This window comes from Bradyrhizobium betae (genome assembly GCF_008932115.1).
GTDB lineage: Bacteria > Pseudomonadota > Alphaproteobacteria > Rhizobiales > Xanthobacteraceae > Bradyrhizobium > Bradyrhizobium betae.
In genome coordinates this window covers 477,209-491,969 of sequence record NZ_CP044543.1, presented here as the reverse complement: position 1 = coordinate 491,969, position 14,761 = coordinate 477,209, and the positions used below count along the sequence as shown (strand labels likewise).

General features: G+C 61.7%; 22 protein-coding genes and 1 pseudogene. 11 read left to right on the top strand and 12 right to left on the bottom strand.

Features of this window, described 5'->3' with window-relative positions; translation table 11 throughout:
* The 8 genes and pseudogenes from F8237_RS02605 (at position 1) to F8237_RS02570 (ending at position 4,714) form a co-directional block, all read left to right on the top strand.
* Entirely contained in the window at positions 1-738 is a 738-nt protein-coding gene (locus tag F8237_RS02605) for an ABC transporter ATP-binding protein (protein ID WP_151642262.1), read from the top strand.
* A 225-nt stretch (positions 739-963) separates the two neighbouring features.
* Positions 964-1,299, top strand: a pseudogene (fdxA, locus tag F8237_RS02600) (ferredoxin FdxA); the annotation flags it as partial.
* A gap of 98 nt (positions 1,300-1,397) precedes the next feature.
* A complete protein-coding gene (locus F8237_RS02595) occupies positions 1,398-1,646 on the top strand; it encodes a DUF2249 domain-containing protein (RefSeq protein ID WP_151642261.1) in 249 nt (82 codons plus the stop codon).
* Positions 1,647-1,709: 63 nt separating this feature from the next.
* Positions 1,710-3,059: a hypothetical protein gene (locus F8237_RS02590; RefSeq protein ID WP_151642260.1), complete on the top strand. Its 1,350-nt coding sequence runs from the start codon at positions 1,710-1,712 to the stop codon at positions 3,057-3,059.
* Positions 3,060-3,083: 24 nt separating this feature from the next.
* The gene (locus tag F8237_RS02585) at positions 3,084-3,611 is read left to right on the top strand and encodes a DUF2249 domain-containing protein (protein WP_151642259.1); all 528 of its coding nucleotides are present in this window, start codon (positions 3,084-3,086) and stop codon (positions 3,609-3,611) included.
* Positions 3,608-3,883, top strand: a complete 276-nt coding sequence (locus F8237_RS02580) for a metal-sulfur cluster assembly factor (protein WP_338025193.1) — start codon at positions 3,608-3,610, stop codon at positions 3,881-3,883. The genes F8237_RS02585 and F8237_RS02580 overlap by 4 nt, the downstream gene beginning before the upstream one ends.
* 37 nt (positions 3,884-3,920) lie before the next feature.
* Positions 3,921-4,157, top strand: coding sequence for a hypothetical protein (locus tag F8237_RS02575; protein WP_151642258.1), 237 nt, complete (start codon positions 3,921-3,923; stop codon positions 4,155-4,157).
* Between the two features lie 128 nt (positions 4,158-4,285).
* Positions 4,286-4,714 (top strand): RrF2 family transcriptional regulator, encoded by a 429-nt coding sequence (locus tag F8237_RS02570; protein WP_151642257.1) that lies wholly within the window; start codon positions 4,286-4,288, stop codon positions 4,712-4,714.
* A 16-nt stretch (positions 4,715-4,730) separates the two neighbouring features.
* Here the strand turns inward: F8237_RS02570 and F8237_RS02565 are convergent, their stop codons facing one another.
* From F8237_RS02565 to F8237_RS02555, 3 genes are all read right to left on the bottom strand, one after another.
* A complete protein-coding gene (locus F8237_RS02565; protein WP_151642256.1) occupies positions 4,731-4,967 on the bottom strand; it encodes a hypothetical protein in 237 nt (78 codons plus the stop codon).
* Positions 4,968-5,075: 108 nt separating this feature from the next.
* Complete coding sequence (locus F8237_RS02560) at positions 5,076-5,342, bottom strand: DUF2249 domain-containing protein (protein WP_151642255.1); 267 nt, start codon at positions 5,340-5,342, stop codon at positions 5,076-5,078.
* On the bottom strand, positions 5,320-5,823 hold the full coding sequence (locus F8237_RS02555) for a hypothetical protein (protein ID WP_151642254.1): 504 nt from the start codon (positions 5,821-5,823) through the stop codon (positions 5,320-5,322). Before F8237_RS02555 ends, F8237_RS02560 begins: the two co-directional genes overlap by 23 nt.
* A 90-nt stretch (positions 5,824-5,913) precedes the next feature.
* Here F8237_RS02555 and F8237_RS02550 point away from each other — a divergent pair, with 90 nt between their 5' ends.
* Together F8237_RS02550 and F8237_RS02545 are read left to right on the top strand one after the other, a co-directional pair.
* Positions 5,914-6,246: a DUF6522 family protein gene (locus F8237_RS02550; RefSeq protein WP_151642253.1), complete on the top strand. Its 333-nt coding sequence runs from the start codon at positions 5,914-5,916 to the stop codon at positions 6,244-6,246.
* Between the two features lie 34 nt (positions 6,247-6,280).
* Positions 6,281-7,102: a class I SAM-dependent methyltransferase gene (locus F8237_RS02545; protein ID WP_151642252.1), complete on the top strand. Its 822-nt coding sequence runs from the start codon at positions 6,281-6,283 to the stop codon at positions 7,100-7,102.
* Between the two features lie 291 nt (positions 7,103-7,393).
* On the opposite strand, the gene F8237_RS02540 is transcribed toward F8237_RS02545, so the two are convergent.
* The 9 genes from F8237_RS02540 to F8237_RS02500 form a co-directional block, all read right to left on the bottom strand.
* A complete protein-coding gene (locus F8237_RS02540) occupies positions 7,394-7,741 on the bottom strand; it encodes a carboxymuconolactone decarboxylase family protein (protein ID WP_151642251.1) in 348 nt (115 codons plus the stop codon).
* 70 nt (positions 7,742-7,811) lie between these two features.
* Complete coding sequence (locus tag F8237_RS02535; RefSeq protein WP_151642250.1) at positions 7,812-8,255, bottom strand: CBS domain-containing protein; 444 nt, start codon at positions 8,253-8,255, stop codon at positions 7,812-7,814.
* A gap of 98 nt (positions 8,256-8,353) precedes the next feature.
* Positions 8,354-8,725 carry a succinate dehydrogenase, hydrophobic membrane anchor protein gene (sdhD, locus tag F8237_RS02530; RefSeq protein WP_151650439.1) on the bottom strand — a complete coding sequence of 124 codons (372 nt, stop codon included), beginning with the start codon at positions 8,723-8,725 and terminating at the stop codon, positions 8,354-8,356.
* A gap of 11 nt (positions 8,726-8,736) precedes the next feature.
* Complete coding sequence (gene sdhC / locus F8237_RS02525; RefSeq protein ID WP_151642249.1) at positions 8,737-9,147, bottom strand: succinate dehydrogenase, cytochrome b556 subunit; 411 nt, start codon at positions 9,145-9,147, stop codon at positions 8,737-8,739.
* Between the two features lie 18 nt (positions 9,148-9,165).
* Positions 9,166-9,948: a succinate dehydrogenase iron-sulfur subunit gene (locus tag F8237_RS02520; RefSeq protein ID WP_162006341.1), complete on the bottom strand. Its 783-nt coding sequence runs from the start codon at positions 9,946-9,948 to the stop codon at positions 9,166-9,168.
* A gap of 104 nt (positions 9,949-10,052) precedes the next feature.
* Positions 10,053-10,634 carry a DUF488 domain-containing protein gene (locus F8237_RS37340; RefSeq protein ID WP_310472466.1) on the bottom strand — a complete coding sequence of 194 codons (582 nt, stop codon included), beginning with the start codon at positions 10,632-10,634 and terminating at the stop codon, positions 10,053-10,055.
* 68 nt (positions 10,635-10,702) lie between these two features.
* Positions 10,703-12,310 carry a cytochrome c oxidase subunit I gene (gene ctaD / locus F8237_RS02510; RefSeq protein WP_151642248.1) on the bottom strand — a complete coding sequence of 536 codons (1,608 nt, stop codon included), beginning with the start codon at positions 12,308-12,310 and terminating at the stop codon, positions 10,703-10,705.
* A gap of 41 nt (positions 12,311-12,351) precedes the next feature.
* Positions 12,352-12,702, bottom strand: a complete 351-nt coding sequence (locus F8237_RS02505; protein WP_151642247.1) for a hypothetical protein — start codon at positions 12,700-12,702, stop codon at positions 12,352-12,354.
* The gene (locus tag F8237_RS02500; RefSeq protein ID WP_244626172.1) at positions 12,702-13,271 is read right to left on the bottom strand and encodes a Tim44/TimA family putative adaptor protein; all 570 of its coding nucleotides are present in this window, start codon (positions 13,269-13,271) and stop codon (positions 12,702-12,704) included. The genes F8237_RS02505 and F8237_RS02500 overlap by 1 nt, the downstream gene beginning before the upstream one ends.
* Before the next feature lie 560 nt (positions 13,272-13,831).
* Between F8237_RS02500 and F8237_RS02495 the strand changes: the two genes are divergently transcribed.
* Positions 13,832-14,719, top strand: coding sequence for a LysR family transcriptional regulator (locus F8237_RS02495; RefSeq protein WP_151642245.1), 888 nt, complete (start codon positions 13,832-13,834; stop codon positions 14,717-14,719).
* The last annotated feature ends 42 nt before the right edge of the window (positions 14,720-14,761 follow it).

The following is a 14,761-nucleotide window of genomic DNA, read 5'->3' as shown; positions in this document are numbered from 1 at the left end:
ATGGCGCCCGCGGGAACGGATCGTCCGCTGGTGCGGCTCGAACACCTCTCCAAGCACTTCGGCGAAGGCGAGACCCGGGTCGACGCACTGCGCGACGTTTCACTCGATGTTTATCCAGGTCAGGTCGTCGCGCTGCTCGGTCCATCAGGCTCGGGCAAGTCGACGCTTCTCAACATCATCGGCTGCATCCTCGATCCGTCGTCGGGTTCCATGGAGCTCGACGGTGAGGTGGTGCTCGAAGGCGGCCAATGGTTGAAACCCAACCTTCGCCGACTCAGGCTCGACAAGATCGGTTTTGTCTTCCAGTTCCACAACCTGATTCCGTTTCTCAACGCGACCGACAACGTAGCTCTGGTGCTCCAATTGGCGGGGGTGGAGGCGGCAGCGGCCCGCACCCGCGCGGTCGAACTCCTTGACTATCTCGAAGTGGGTAACCGTGGCAGCGCCATGCCGGCCAAGCTCTCAGGCGGTGAGGCACAGCGCGTCGCCATTGCCCGCGCCCTGGCCAACCGGCCGCGGATTATCCTTGCCGACGAACCGACGGCCGCCCTCGATTCCAAACGCGCGGGGATCGTCATGGACCTCCTGCGGAAGGTGGCGATCGAGCAGGACGCTGCGATCATTGCGGTCACGCATGACGAGAAGATTTTCGATCGCTTCGATCGGATCTTCAACCTGCGTGATGGCCGACTGGAAGCGGACAAGGCGGCTGAAGATCAGCTTGAACGAACGACATAGCAGTAAAGGGTCGTTGCTGCATTTTGCCACTCGAGACTGCTTCAATCAACCACGTGGCAGCGGAGGGGCCCGGCGGATTTGATCCGGGCGATGCGGGCACGCGAGGTCGCAACCAAAAAGATACATGTTTCGTATTGCTTTTATTGACGCAAGCATTATTAGATATATGCCAAATATATCTTATGGCGTGATGCGGCCACGCGAACTCGGCTGAAGGGCTGAATGATGACGCACGTCGTCACGGATAACTGCATCAAGTGCAAGTACATGGATTGCGTCGAGGTGTGTCCCGTCGACTGCTTCTATGTCGGCGAGAACATGCTCGTCATCCACCCCGATGAGTGTATCGACTGCGGCGTTTGCGTTCCGGAATGCCCGGCCGAGGCGATCTTCCCGGACGGCGACATCCCGCCCGACTCGCATTGGCTCGGTCTCAATCGCAAGTATGCCGGGCTCTGGCCGAACATCGTCGCGAAGGGCACGCCGCCGCCGGACGCCGACGTCTGGAACGGCGTCACCAACAAATTCTCCGAGCATTTCAGCTCGAACCCGGAGGAGGGTGCCGGGGCGCCCGGTGAGACGACCGATCCTCGAACCGCCGCCGAGGTCGCCGGCGGCAATCGACCAAATCTTGGAGCGACCAAAGGAGACCTTTAAAAATGTCCAGTGCCAGCGCTTCGACGATCGACGTGCGCGAGCTCCCGCCGGCTCAGCGCCACCAGAAGATCTTCGAGCTCGTCAACGAACTCGCGGTCGGCGGCTCGTTCATCCTCGTGAACGATCACGACCCGAAGCCGCTCTACTACCAATTGGAGGCGGAGTATCCCAAGCAGTTCTCCTGGACCTATGTCGAGAGCGGTCCCACGGTATGGCGCGTCGAGATCGGAAAGCGCGCCAAGGCAGCCTGAACGACCGGGCGAACGGGAGCGAGGCGCCGTCGCTTCGCTTCCGTCCAACTTCGAGGGAACGCCATGTTCGGCGCATCGCTGTCCAGATGGACGATGAGCTATTTTGCGGCCGCGCTCGCAGCCCTGCTCGGTGCAGAGGTGCTGATGGTCGCCGGTGTCGGCTTTCCCAGTCAACCGGTGACCGCGCCTCAGACCCTGGTTCTCGTGCATCTCGTTGCGATCGGCTGGCTCAGCCTCCTGATATCCGGAGCGCTCATTCAATTCGTTCCGGTCCTCGTCACGAAGCCGTTGGCGCATCCCGAGTTGCCTGCGGTCGCTCTTGCGCTTCTGACGGCGGGACTTGGAAGTCTGCTTCTCGGCTTTCTCGGCATGGCCGGGTTTTCCGTCAGCGCGATGCCCTGGTTGCCGCTCGGCGCCATCGGTCTCGCGAGCGGCTTCGCGCTCAATCTCTGGAACCTCGGCCGCACCCTCTGGTCGGCGCGCCCGATCGCGCTGCCGGCCCGTTTCGTCGCCGCCGGTCTGTTGAGCCTCGTCGGCGTTGTCACTCTGGGAACCATTTTCTCGCTGACGCTCGGCGGGTGGATGACTAATGCGGCCTTCCTGCGCCTCACATCGGAGGCTATTCCGCTTCACGCCGCGCTGGGGCTCGGCGGCTGGCTCACATTCACCGCGATGGGCGTGAGCTATCGATTGCTCGCAATGTTCATGCTTGCCCCCGAAGCCGAACACCGTACCAGCCGCATCGCGTTCGCGGCCGGCGCCGTGGCTATCCTCGTCGTCCTGATCGGCGGTCCCGTCTGTCTCCTGATCTTTGGTCAGGGGGTGATCCATCCACTGCTCGCAGCGTTCGCGCTCGCGCTTGTCAGTATCGCTCTCTATGGGCACGACATCGTGCGGCTCTACCGGACCCGCAAACGGCCGAGGATCGAACTCAACGCGCGCGTGGTTGCCTGGGCGCTCGGCGCTCTCGGGCTCGCCGCTCTTCTGTTGTTGGCAGTGACGGCCCTCGGGCCGACCGATCGCGACATCGGAGGAGTGGTGTTCCTCTTCGTCTTCGGCTGGCTCACTGGACTCGGCCTCGCGAAACTCTACAAGATCGTCGCCTTTCTAACCTGGCTCGAGTGTTACGGTGGGCTATTGGGCAAACGTCCGACGCCCCGCGTGCAGGACCTCGTCAACGAGCCGCGCGCGATGCCTTGGTTCTCGCTCTATTTTGCGGGCGTTGGCGTCGCATCCCTGGCTGCGTTCCTGGGCGCGCATCTGGTGTTCCGGTGCGCCGCGTTCGCGATGCTCATCGCCACGGCGAAAATATGCTTCGAACTCGTTCTGACCCGCAACCTGGCCGCGGTGCCGGAGGCGATGTTGCCCAACGGCCATCGCGTCAGGCTGCGGCTGCATCTGCCGATTCTATAGCGTTCACAAACGGAGGAACGACAAATGGCGCAAGCTTCCCATGAGCTCGACGTACGTCCCATTCTACGCTCTGGCGGAGAGCCCTTCTCGGCGATCATGCAGGCCGTCAGCGGCCTGAGTGCCGGGCAGGCGCTCCGGCTGCTGGCGACGTTCGAGCCGGTGCCGCTGTACGGAGTGCTGGGCAAGAAGGGATTCGATCACGCCGCGCGTGAGATTGGCGGTGGCGACTGGGAGGTCCTGTTCACGCCAAAGGTCGGAGTGCTTGCCGGTCCGCCGACGCCTGGTGGCGCAGCGGCCTCGAGATGGCCCGAGCCCGTGAGTCAGCTTGACAACCGGGATCTCGATCCGCCGGAGCCGATGGTGCGCACGCTTGCCGCCGTCGAGGAATTGCAGCCGGGCGAGGTCTTGTGCGCTCTTCTGTGCCGCGAGCCGGTGTTCCTGTTGCCGGAGCTCGGCAAGCGAGGATTCGAATGGCTGGGCGGATTCGAGGCCGATGGGACGACTTACAAGCTTCTGGTGCGAAAGGCAGCCCAGAGGGAGGCGGCCGAATGACTGACGCCAGCGGTCTGGTCGAGCGCGTGCGCGCGGCGCTTCGCGAGGTGATCGATCCGGAGATCGGCTTCAATATCGTGGATATTGGCCTCGTCTACGATGTCGCCATCGAGGAGGACGGTGTCGCCCGCATCTCGATGACAACGACGACAAAGGGTTGCCCCGCGACCAACTATCTCAGGGACGGTGCCGGCGAAGCGGCGCAGTCCGTCGCCGGGGTCCATTGGGCCGATGTCCAGCTCACCTATGATCCCCCTGGACGCCGGAGATGATGAGCCCGGCGGCGAAGAACTATCTCGGAGTAGCTTGATGACGCAGTCCTCCGCCGGCTCCGGCCTCGACTACTCGGCGCTGTCTCCCATCACTTCGGTCCAGGAGCAGATCAACCTGCTGTTGCTCGAGACGCTGCAGCAGCTTGCCGACGCGGGGGAGCCGGATGCCGCCTGCCGCATCGCCGGCAAGGCCTGCAAGATTCTTCGCAGCACCGCGCCGAAGGACGAGCGACGCTTCAACGCCCTGTTGCATCGCTTGGTACGCAGGCTGTGATCAGGCGCAGGAACGCCACCAGTTCGTGCGGTCCAAGGCGGGAAAGACGCCTTGGGTTTGCAAAACATAGAGGCTGCGTGTATCTTTAGCGCCCCTTCACGTCATCGATTTGTCAATTCGGGATCAGCATGCGGCTAACGAATTTCACCGACTATGCGCTCAGGCTGCTGATGTACGCAGCCGCCCATGAAGATCGGCTGATCACCATCGAGGAGGTGTCCGGGATGTACAAGATCTCGCGCGCGCACCTGATGAAGATCACCAACACGTTGACGCGCGCCGGCTTCTTGAAGGCCGTGCGCGGGCGCTCCGGCGGTCTGACCCTGGCCCGTCCGCCGCGCAAGATCAGCCTGGGTGACGTCGTTCGCGCGACCGAGCCCGACTTCGCGCTGGTCGAATGCTTTGCGACGGGCAACCAGTGCATCATCACGCGCAGCTGCCGGCTGCGCGGTATCTTCCACGAAGGGCTCGATGCGTTCAATGCGGTGCTCGACAAATACACGCTCGCCGACCTGATGCTCAGGCCCAGGGATTTCGGCGTGCGGCCGGCCGCCTGACCGACGAAAGCGTCGGTCAGGCGGCAAGCGCCGGTGGCATGGTCATTCGATCGGTGGCAGCCTGCGTCGCTGCCACCGCCATCCAATCGCGCAAAATTCCCTTGTCCTCTTTCGAGAACGATGCACGACGTTTGACGTCATCGAGCGTTTCCCCGGGGTGACAGCGCTCGAAATCCTTCCGAATGAGCGATTCGAGGAAGGTTCGTTCCGCTTCGTTTGCCGGATTCACGTGATGATGGGAATTGCTCAACATTCTGGTTTCTCCATCGTCGGATCTTCACTGGAGTCGCCGCGCTCATCGCGTCGATTGGCCGCCCGCCGCGCGTAGCTGAACAGGGCGCCTCGCCGGGGAGCGAGCAGATCAGCCATGACCTTCGGTCCCGCGATCGAGCAGGCGCAGGCGAACGCGCCAGACATCCGGCCCTGCTTCCAGATATGACCAGCCGCAACGCGAGCCATGACATGCCTCGAGCTGCAGGCGCAACCGCCTCGGATCGTGATCGACCACGATCTGCAGCGAGGTATCCGGCGCCAGGTGCTCGACCAGCCGGAAGAGTATCGCATGACGATATTGCGGATTGATATCCGCAACGTTGACGACGCGTTCACTGCAATTTGGATCTGGCATGGTCGGATTCCTTTGGGGATATGCTCGGCGCAGGCGACTGCACCGGATGCTGGATCTTCCGCTCGAGATCGAGATACATCGCATCGATCCGGCGCATCAGCCGTTCCGATTGGAGCGGACCGAGAAGCCTCTGCAACACGACTTGGAAATATGGCTTCAGGATCTTTCCGCTGATCCCCCGCTCGGCGACCATCAACTCGACGATGTTCTGTCCAAGCGGCGAAAGATCGTCGCGAGAGGTCGCCGGATCGAGAATCGAGTTGATCGACTGCTCCACATCGATCCACCTGGCGCGCGAAATGTGCGTCAGCACGTTGCAGACATGCGGGTGAGCGCGAAAGGCGGCGTAGATGCGAAACGCGAGCTCGGCCGTCGAAAGTTCTGGGCGTCGTGCGCTGTCTGGCGCCGCGTGGCTCAACAGCTCGGGCCAGCGTCGTCGGTCTGCGCTACGCGCCGGCCGCGTGGCCGGCTGGTCGTCCAATGTTGCTGGGAGGGTCATCGCTTGACACTTTCTCATAAAAGATATATATCAAGTATATCTTTTAATGTCCCGCGACAAGGAGAATCTTTGATGATCAAGAGCCTCCAGAAACCCGAATCCCAAGCACCGGCCGGTGGCGTCATCGAGTTCAGCGACGACACGTTCGTCGTTGATGCCGCGCTGATCGGCGAGCTTCTGCACCTGCCGGCGACCAGCGTGCCGATGCTGATGCGCAAGGGCAAAATCACGAGCGTCTGCGAGCGTGGAACCGGGGAGGACGAGGGAGAGTTTCGGCTGACCTTTTTCCATCGGAACCGGCGCGCGCGGCTGATCACGGACTCGGCGGGCCGCCTGATCCGCAGATCGGCGATCGATTTCGGCGACCACGCGATGCCGGGCGCCTTGCAGCGGGCGGCCGGCTAACACCGATGGCGTTGCGAACCGAAGGAGACGAAAGATGACGGATATTCATTCCATCCACGGCGCGGAATTGCCGGGCAGTGGACTCGACATCGCGAAGATGCCGGGACATTGGCTGCTCGCCAGGCTCGGCAAGCGGGTCTTGCGTCCAGGAGGTCTCAAGCTGACGCGAACTCTGCTCGCCGATCTCGCCATCGGCCCGGCGGACGAAGTGGTGGAGTTCGCGCCGGGTCTCGGGGGCACTGCCCGTCTGATCCTGCAACGTGAGCCGCTGCGCTACACGGCAATCGAGCGCGATGCTCAGGCAGCGCAATGGACCGCTCGGCAGCTGCCGTCCGCTCCTTCCATTTCCGTTGTCGTCGGTCGGGCCGACCGGACGCTGCTGCCCGCCGGATCCGCCTCGGCGGTTGTCGGTGAGGCGATGTTGAGCATGCAGACCGCGGAGCACAAGCGCATGATCGCGGCCGAGGCGTACCGGCTGCTGCGTCCCGGCGGCCGCTACGGCATTCACGAGCTCGCGATCGTCCCCGACGACATGCCGTCCGACCGTCAGCAGGAGATCGATCGCGCGCTTTCGTCGGTCATTCACGTCGGCGCCCGGCCGCTGCGCAGCCGGGAATGGAAAGACCTTCTGCAGGGCGTTGGATTCCGCGTCGTTGCCATCGGCCATGCGCCGATGCACTTGCTTCGGCCGCTCCGGCTGGTCGAGGACGAAGGCATCCTCGGAGCATTGAGACTCGCGGGAAATCTCCTGAAGGACGACGCGGCGCGACGCCGCGTGATGGCCATGCGGTGGGTGTTCGAGCGTTATCGGTCGAACTTGAGCGCCATCTACGTCGTCGCGGAAAAAGATCCATAGTGGGTTCCGAGGCTGCGCTCGCGACCAAAAATCAATTGCAGCTGCCGCTTCATTAAGATATATTTAAAATGTCTCTTTGAGGGATGGAGACGGCGACGACGTGCAGCGGCTCCGGCCAGCCGGACGTGTCGTCGCGGTGCGCCGGAAACGACCGGGGGAGGCGGGATGATCGGACAGCTCACACGCAGCGAACGCCAATCTGCCCTCCTCATTCTGGTCGCACTCGCTGTGACCGGGCTCGCGATGGCTGCCGTCGGCCACGATGATCCCCTGGGAAGCGCGTGCCCGTTTTCAGCCCTTGGACGGACCCTCGACCTCGTCCATGGTCGTCAACGCGAGGGCGCTATGGGCATAGGCTCCGCCGGCCCGCATCTCGGCCGCGACCCAGATTGCTTCGATCAGTTCCTGGCGCGTGGCGCCGTGGCGGAGCGCGGCCTTGGTGTGGCCCTTGATGCAGTAGGGGCACTGCGTCACATGGGCCACTGCAACCGCAATCAGTTGCTTGGTCTTCGCCGGTAGTGCGCCATCGGCAAACACCTGGCGGCTGAAAGCCTGGAACGCCTTTTCAGTCTCCGGGGCGAGGAGCCGACGCTTCTCGGCAAGCTCGCGCGACGACGTCGGGTACAGCGTATCGCTCATTTCAACACTCCTTGTTCTCCGCGAAAGCGGATCCAGTCGTTTCCTCGCGGCCGGCGCGCGATCACCGCCGTTAGTGATAGCCAACGCACATCACGTATTCTCGCAGCAGAACTTCCTCATATTCTAGTTCCTCGAGGAGGGCTTCGAGTGCATCCCTTGCGTTGAGCACGCCGATCGGACGGGAATCCGGATCCAGAATCGGAACGTTCTTCAGATGCTGCTCCTTCATCACGGACCAGACATCGCTCAACAAGTCATCGCGATGGCAATAGACGACTGGCTTGGTCATGATGGTCGAAGCTGCCGCAATGCAGGAAGTACCCTGACAATGGCTGATTTGGCGGACAACGTCCGTCTTGGTGATGACTCCAGCCAGCCGTCGGTCGGAGTTGTGTACGACAACGAGGTCCGCTTCGAAGTCTCGCAGGAGTCTTGCGGCATCGATGAGCGGAGCCTCGTCGCTGAGGATGATGAGCCGTTCGCGTGCGGCGGGCAGGATTGCTTCGACGATCATTGAAGGCTGATACTCCCATGATGGATATTTGCGTCGTGATCCGCAGTTGCGCCGGAGCGCTCGCTGATGTCTGACGGAAATGTTCGATTCGGCTCGGCTCAATCTCCAAATGCGACCTTCAGCATTGTCACGAGTCCCGTGACCGCCATCGCGAGGCAGCCCAGCCGCATGCCGACCAGCGCCGGAAGCTTGATGCGCGAGTGAACATAATCTTCGATCACCACCTGGAGTCCGAGCGCGGTATGATGGAACAGCGCGATCAGAAGCAGGGTCATCAGGATCGTCGTGACGGGCATCTTGAGCCAGGTCACCATCGTCGCGTAGTCGTCGCCTCCGTGCATCACGATTGAGACCGTAAACCACAAGGTGAGCGGGACGAGGGCGACCGCCGAGATGCGTTCAAGCAACCAATCTTCCGTCCCATTCCGAGCAGAGCCTAGCCCAAGTGCCTTGCCGAGCGGGGAACGCATCCCGGTCCTGCTCATCTGCCGTGTCCCGCCAAACTGATTCCGAGGCCCCACGTGAGAGCTGTCAGCGTTACGCTTGTCGCGACCACCGCCCATCCGGAGGCGTAGATTGCGCCGAGACTGAAGCCGTATCCCAGATCCCAGGCGAGGTGCCGAATTCCGCCGCAAAGGTGCAGAAGAAAGGAGAATGTGCACCCTAGCAGCAGGATCTGACCGAGCCACGATCCGATGAACGACTGGACCGTAGCGTAGCTGACCGGCCCGGCCGCCACTGCAACCAGCCAGACGACCAGCGCGACCGCATAAGCACTCAACGCCATGCCAGTCATTCTGTTCGCGATTGACAGGACCGAGGTGAGCTGAGGCCTGTAGATCTGAATGTTTGGCGAAGTTGGCCTTTGGCGATCTGTTGGAGCACTTGGCATGGATCGATCCTCTCTCCTTCAGTCTCGGCGTTCGATCAGCATGGTCTTGATGTCGGCGATCGCCTGTCCAGGGTTCAGTCCCTTGGGACAAGTCCGGGTGCAGTTCAGGATCGTATGGCAGCGATAGAGCCGGAATGGATCTTGGAGTTCGTCGAGCCGCTCGCCCGTCGCCTCGTCGCGGCTGTCCGCCAGCCAACGTTTGGCCTGAAGAAGTACCGCAGGACCCAGAAAGCGATCGCCGTTCCACCAGTGGCTCGGACAGCCCGAGGTACAACAGAAGCACAGAATGCATTCGTACAGGCCGTCGAGCCGGTGCCGCTCCGCCGGCGATTGACGCCGCTCGCGTTCGGGATCAGGCGTTTTGGAGCGAAGCCATGGCTCGATCAGCCTGTGTTGTGCAAACAGGTGAGTGAGATCGGGAACCAGATCCTTGATGATCCTCATATTCGCCAGGGGATAGATCGTTGCCGGCGCGCCCAGATCGGAAATGAACCTCGTGCAGGCCAGCCAATTCGTACCGTCGATGTTCATCGCGCAAGAGCCGCAGACACCCTCACGGCATGAGCGGCGGAAGGTGAGGCTCGGGTCGACCTTGTTTTTGATCCAGATGAGAGCGTCGAGCAGCATCGGACCGCAATCGTCGAGATCGACCTGGAAGGTATCGATGCGTGGGCGTGCGTCAGAATCCGGATCGTAGCGATAGACGTCAAATCGTTTGATCCGGACTGCATCCGTCGGAGCCGGCCACGTTCGTCCCTTTCCGATGCGGGACTCGGCGGGTACGCCGAAGTTTCTGGGCACCGGAAAGCGCTTCAGGAGCGTAAAATGGGGTACTTCGTCGGAACGGCGAGTGATCACGGCTCACCTCCAAATCTGCGACGCGCTCCAGAGATGAACATGTCCATTCAATCTCCGCTGAGGAGGAGCTTTCTGAGTACCACGGCGTCATTGTGTGCAGCATCATGCGCGGCGTAGACGAGCGTGACCGGCCCGTCCTGCGCGAGCTCGCGCAATCGCCCGAGCTCGGCGCCCTGTCGTTGGAGTTCCGACCGGTAGCGCCGCTGAAACTCCGGCCAGCGCTCGGGGGCATGTCCGAACCATTTACGCAATTCCGTGCTCGGCGCGATCGTCTTCATCCATTCATCTATCGCGGCATCGGCCTTCTTCACTCCGCGTGGCCACAGCCGGTCTATGAGGACTCGGGTGCCGTCTTCGGAGGCGGGCGGCTCGTAGGCTCGCTTGATCTTGATGTGGTCTGCGCTCTTTGTGCTCATGGTTTTTGGACTTCCCTTGCTGGTGGAGCGAACTCGTACCGAGCGACGGCGGGGAAACATCGACATCTCGGTCCTTGCATTCGCTTCGTAGAGCGGGCCGGCGAAGCGCGTGATTTTCAATGGATCACTGGCGGGAAATGTTTCCTGAAGCTCTGTATCCAGCTGAACATCCAGAACCTTCTTGGCCTTGGGATCGAGCAACCGTCTCGTCATGGGGCTCTCCTTCTCATTTGCTTTCCCCCAAGTCAGCCTCCTGAGCGCAATCAAGCATCAGGGCACGGTCATCGAATTCGCGGGAGAACCTCGAATTCATGAAACCGTGGCGGCGAAGGCAAGGTCCATTCGAGCGTGGTCGCACCTTCGCCCCAGGGGTTGCCGGCAGCCCTCGACTTGCGGAGGAGGGCGTAGACCAGGCCGGCAAAGAACACGATGAGGCCGGCGCCGGAAACATAGGCGCCGACCGACGAAATCAGGTTGAGCCCTGCGAACGCGTCCGGATAGTCGACGATGCGGCGCGGCATTCCGGACAGGCCGAGGAAATGCATCGGGAAGAATGCGAGATTGACGCCGACGAAGGTCAACCAGAAGTGCAGCTTGCCCAACGTCTCCGAATACATGTATCCCGTGAATTTCGGGAACCAGTAATACCAGCCGGCGAAGATCGAGAAGACGGCGCCCAGCGACAGCACGTAGTGGAAGTGCGCCACCACGTAATAGGTGTCCTGGAGCGACCGGTCGACCCCCGGATTGGCCAGCACCACCCCGGTCACGCCGCCGATCGTGAACACGAAGATAAACCCGATCGCCCAGAGCATCGGCGTTTCGAACTTCAACGAACCGCCCCACATGGTGGCGATCCAGGAGAAGATCTTCACTCCGGTCGGCACCGCGATGACCATGCTGGCGACGGCAAAGTAGGCCTGGGCGCTGCTGGACATGCCGACGGTGTACATATGATGAGCCCAGACGACGAAACCGATGAACCCGATGGCAATCATCGCATAGGCCATTCCGAGATAGCCGAACACGGGTTTGCGACTGAAGGTCGAGACCACCTGGCTGACGATCCCGAAGCCCGGGAGGATCATGATGTAGACTTCGGGGTGGCCGAAGAACCAGAAGAGGTGCTGGAACAGCACCGGATCCCCACCGCCTTCCGGCGCGAAGAAGGTCGTTTCGAAATTGCGGTCGGTGAGCAGCATGGTGATGCCGCCGGCGAGCACGGGCAGCGACAGCAGCAGCAGGAATGCCGTCACCAGCACCGACCAGACGAACAGAGGCATCTTGTGCATGGTCATGCCGGGAGCGCGCATGTTGAAGATCGTGGTAATGAAGTTGATCGCGCCCAGGATGGACGATGCACCGGCCAGATGCAGCGACAGGATGACGAAATCGACCGACGGGCCGGGATGTCCGGCCGTGGAGAGGGGCGCGTAGAGCGTCCAGCCGGTACCGGCTCCGGACGTGCCGGGCTCACCTTCGACGAACATGGAGATGACCAGCAGCGTGAACGAGGCAGGGAGCAGCCAGAAGGAAATGTTGTTCATGCGCGGGAAGGCCATGTCCGGTGCCCCGATCATCAGAGGCACCAGCCAATTGCCGAAGCCCCCCATCATCGCTGGCATGAGCGTGAAGAAGATCATGATAAGGCCGTGTCCAGTCACGAAGACGTTGTACGTGTGCGGATCGCCGAAGATCTGCACGCCCGGCTCCTGCAATTCGGCTCGGATCGCGACCGAAAGTATGGCGCCGATCAATCCTGCGGACATCGCAAACACCAGGTACATCGTGCCGATGTCCTTATGATTGGTCGAATAGACGTATCGACGCCAGCCGGTTGGTTGCTCGTGTGCATGCGGATGGGAAGTGACGTCTTGAGAAAACGACATTTGTCCGTCTTCCTTTCACGAGATCACTGGGGTGGCTAACCTCAGCGTTTTGACGTGGTGCGGGCACGCAAACGGGCCAGCGCTCGAATTTTGCGACGCGCCTCCATTCCTTCGATTTGCGCGGCCGCTTCTCGTCCGATGGTTTGAGACAGCGCTCTCAGGAGCGTTCGCAGTCCGATCCACACGACGACAGCGTCTCTCTGGGAGTGAACGTATCGCGAGGTGCTTGCGGAGATATCCAAGGTGTTCAGATCGGGATCCGAGACGAGGCACGTCGATGGCTTCAGTCCGAAGTAGGAGAGATCGACTCCGTGCATGTAGCAGGGGGACGACGCATATTCGGCGTCGGTCTCGTCCTCGGACCGGTCGAAGCACCCGCGGTTCTGGATCATCACGAAGCCCCGGTTGCAATCAGCCGCCAGTCGTTGGTCGAGGGCATGGAGCCGAACGTCCAGACGTCGAGGCTGTGCCGCTCGGCATGCATGCTCTCGATCGATTGTCCGGAAGCGTTTCGCATCAGCTTGTAGGAGTCCGTGACGAAGCGGATGGAGATCTCCGCACGGGCCTCATCGAAGTGAGCGGCGACGATCTCAGGTGGCTCGATGCGCACGAACCGCGTTTCCGTCGTCTGCTGGCGGGCTTCTCGCGCCGCAATGGCCTCGGAAAAGTCGTCGTAAACCTCGGCGGAGACGTAGGTCTGGAGTGTCGTTCGATCTCCGGCGTCGAATGCAGCTACGATCGCCTCGTAGACGGGGAGTCTTCCAGCGAGGAAGTCGTCGACCGCGATGCCGCCGCAGCGTTCGAGGATCCGCAGCACGGTCGTCTCAACTCCTGCGCATTCCGCCGCGATGCGCCGTGCGGAAGCCGCCGCGGGCGAAGTGGCTCGCCGGGACTGGCGAGCGTCTCTCGCGTTGGAGGCGGATAAGAAATGTTCGCACCAGGAGGAGAAGAACCAGTACATCCACAATCCCCAGAAAAGGGAGACGAGCCCCGAACCGCCGCCGTCTTCAGGCATCATGACCTCCAAGGTGTTTGTCGCTTGCAGCAGGGGGCCGCCCTCGGCCGCTCGTCCAAAGCGAGTATGTTGCGGGAATGGGAAGCGCCTTTCCCGTCGCATGTCGCCAATGAGCGGGACCGGATGCTCCGCAGGAGGCGACCGTCTGCACGGCTGGAACCGCTCCCCGATCGCCCATGGCGTCGGGCGACGTGAGATGGCCCGTGATGTTTCCGGAAGCAACGTCCTGCGATGCTCCGCGCGAAGGGCTCTCTTGCCACCCACAATCGGGCCTCACGATCGCGAGGTCGCTCCCGACGAAATCAATGTTTCGCTTGGTTGGTGCCGTCGCAGCAAGCCCTGGCATCGCCATGCGCTCCCACGGTCCGGCGGGAAGGATCGCCCGCGGCCAAATACAACGTTCTGCTCCAGACGATCCTCGGTCGGCTTTTTATAACAAGCAAACGAATTTAATCGCTTCATTGTAGCATAAAAATTGCTAGATTGCCGTGAGGGAGATCGGTGCCATGGACGTCGAGCTTGCGCGGACCTTTCTGGAAATCGTCAGAGCGCGCAGTTTCGTGCGCGCCGCCGAGCAGCTCAACGTTAGCCAGACGGCCGTCAGTGCCCGCATCCGGACGCTCGAGCAGCAACTCGGTCGTCCGCTCTTCGTCCGCAACAAGAATGGCGCAGCGCTGACGTCAGCCGGCGAGCAGTTTCTGCGTTACGCGCCAATGTTCGTCCAGTTGTGGCAGAGAGCCCGACATCAGGTCGCGGTGCCTCCTGGGCGGCGGGCCGTCCTGACCATCGGCGGTGAGTTGAGCCTGTGGCATCCATGGCTCATCGAATGGCTTCACTGGATGCGTCGTTCCGCGCCCGACGTAGCGCTTCGCGTCCAGGTCGACGTGCCCGACAGTCTGACCAGTCAAGTGTCGGCGGGCGCGTTGGACATCGCGGTGATGTATGCGCCGCAGCATCGGCCGGGTGCGCGTGTTGAATTGCTTCTGGAGGAAAAGCTGGTTCTCGTCACGACTAAGGCGAATACCGAGGCGGTCGAGCTGGACAGCTATGTCTATGTCGACTGGGGCGCCGACTTTGCTCACCATCACGAATTGAGCTTCCCTGAAGATAACAATCCGGGTCTCTTCGTCGGTCTCGGGCCGCTGGCGCTGACCTACATTCTTGAAGCGGGCGGGTCAGGCTACTTTCGACAGCGCGTCGTTGCACCTTACATCGCGAGCGGAAAGTTGCATCTCGTTGCGGGTGCCCCCAGTTTCTTTTATCCGGTCTATGCTGTCTGTTCAGCGCAAGGCGACGATGAACTGATCAACAGGGCCCTCGACGGCTTGCGCAGCATCGCCTCGGCTGACCAGGCGGGTCGCAGATCCACGGCCATTGGCCCATCGCTACCGTGAAACTCCTCTCGCTCTCGTGACGTGTTTCATCTAACGATCGTT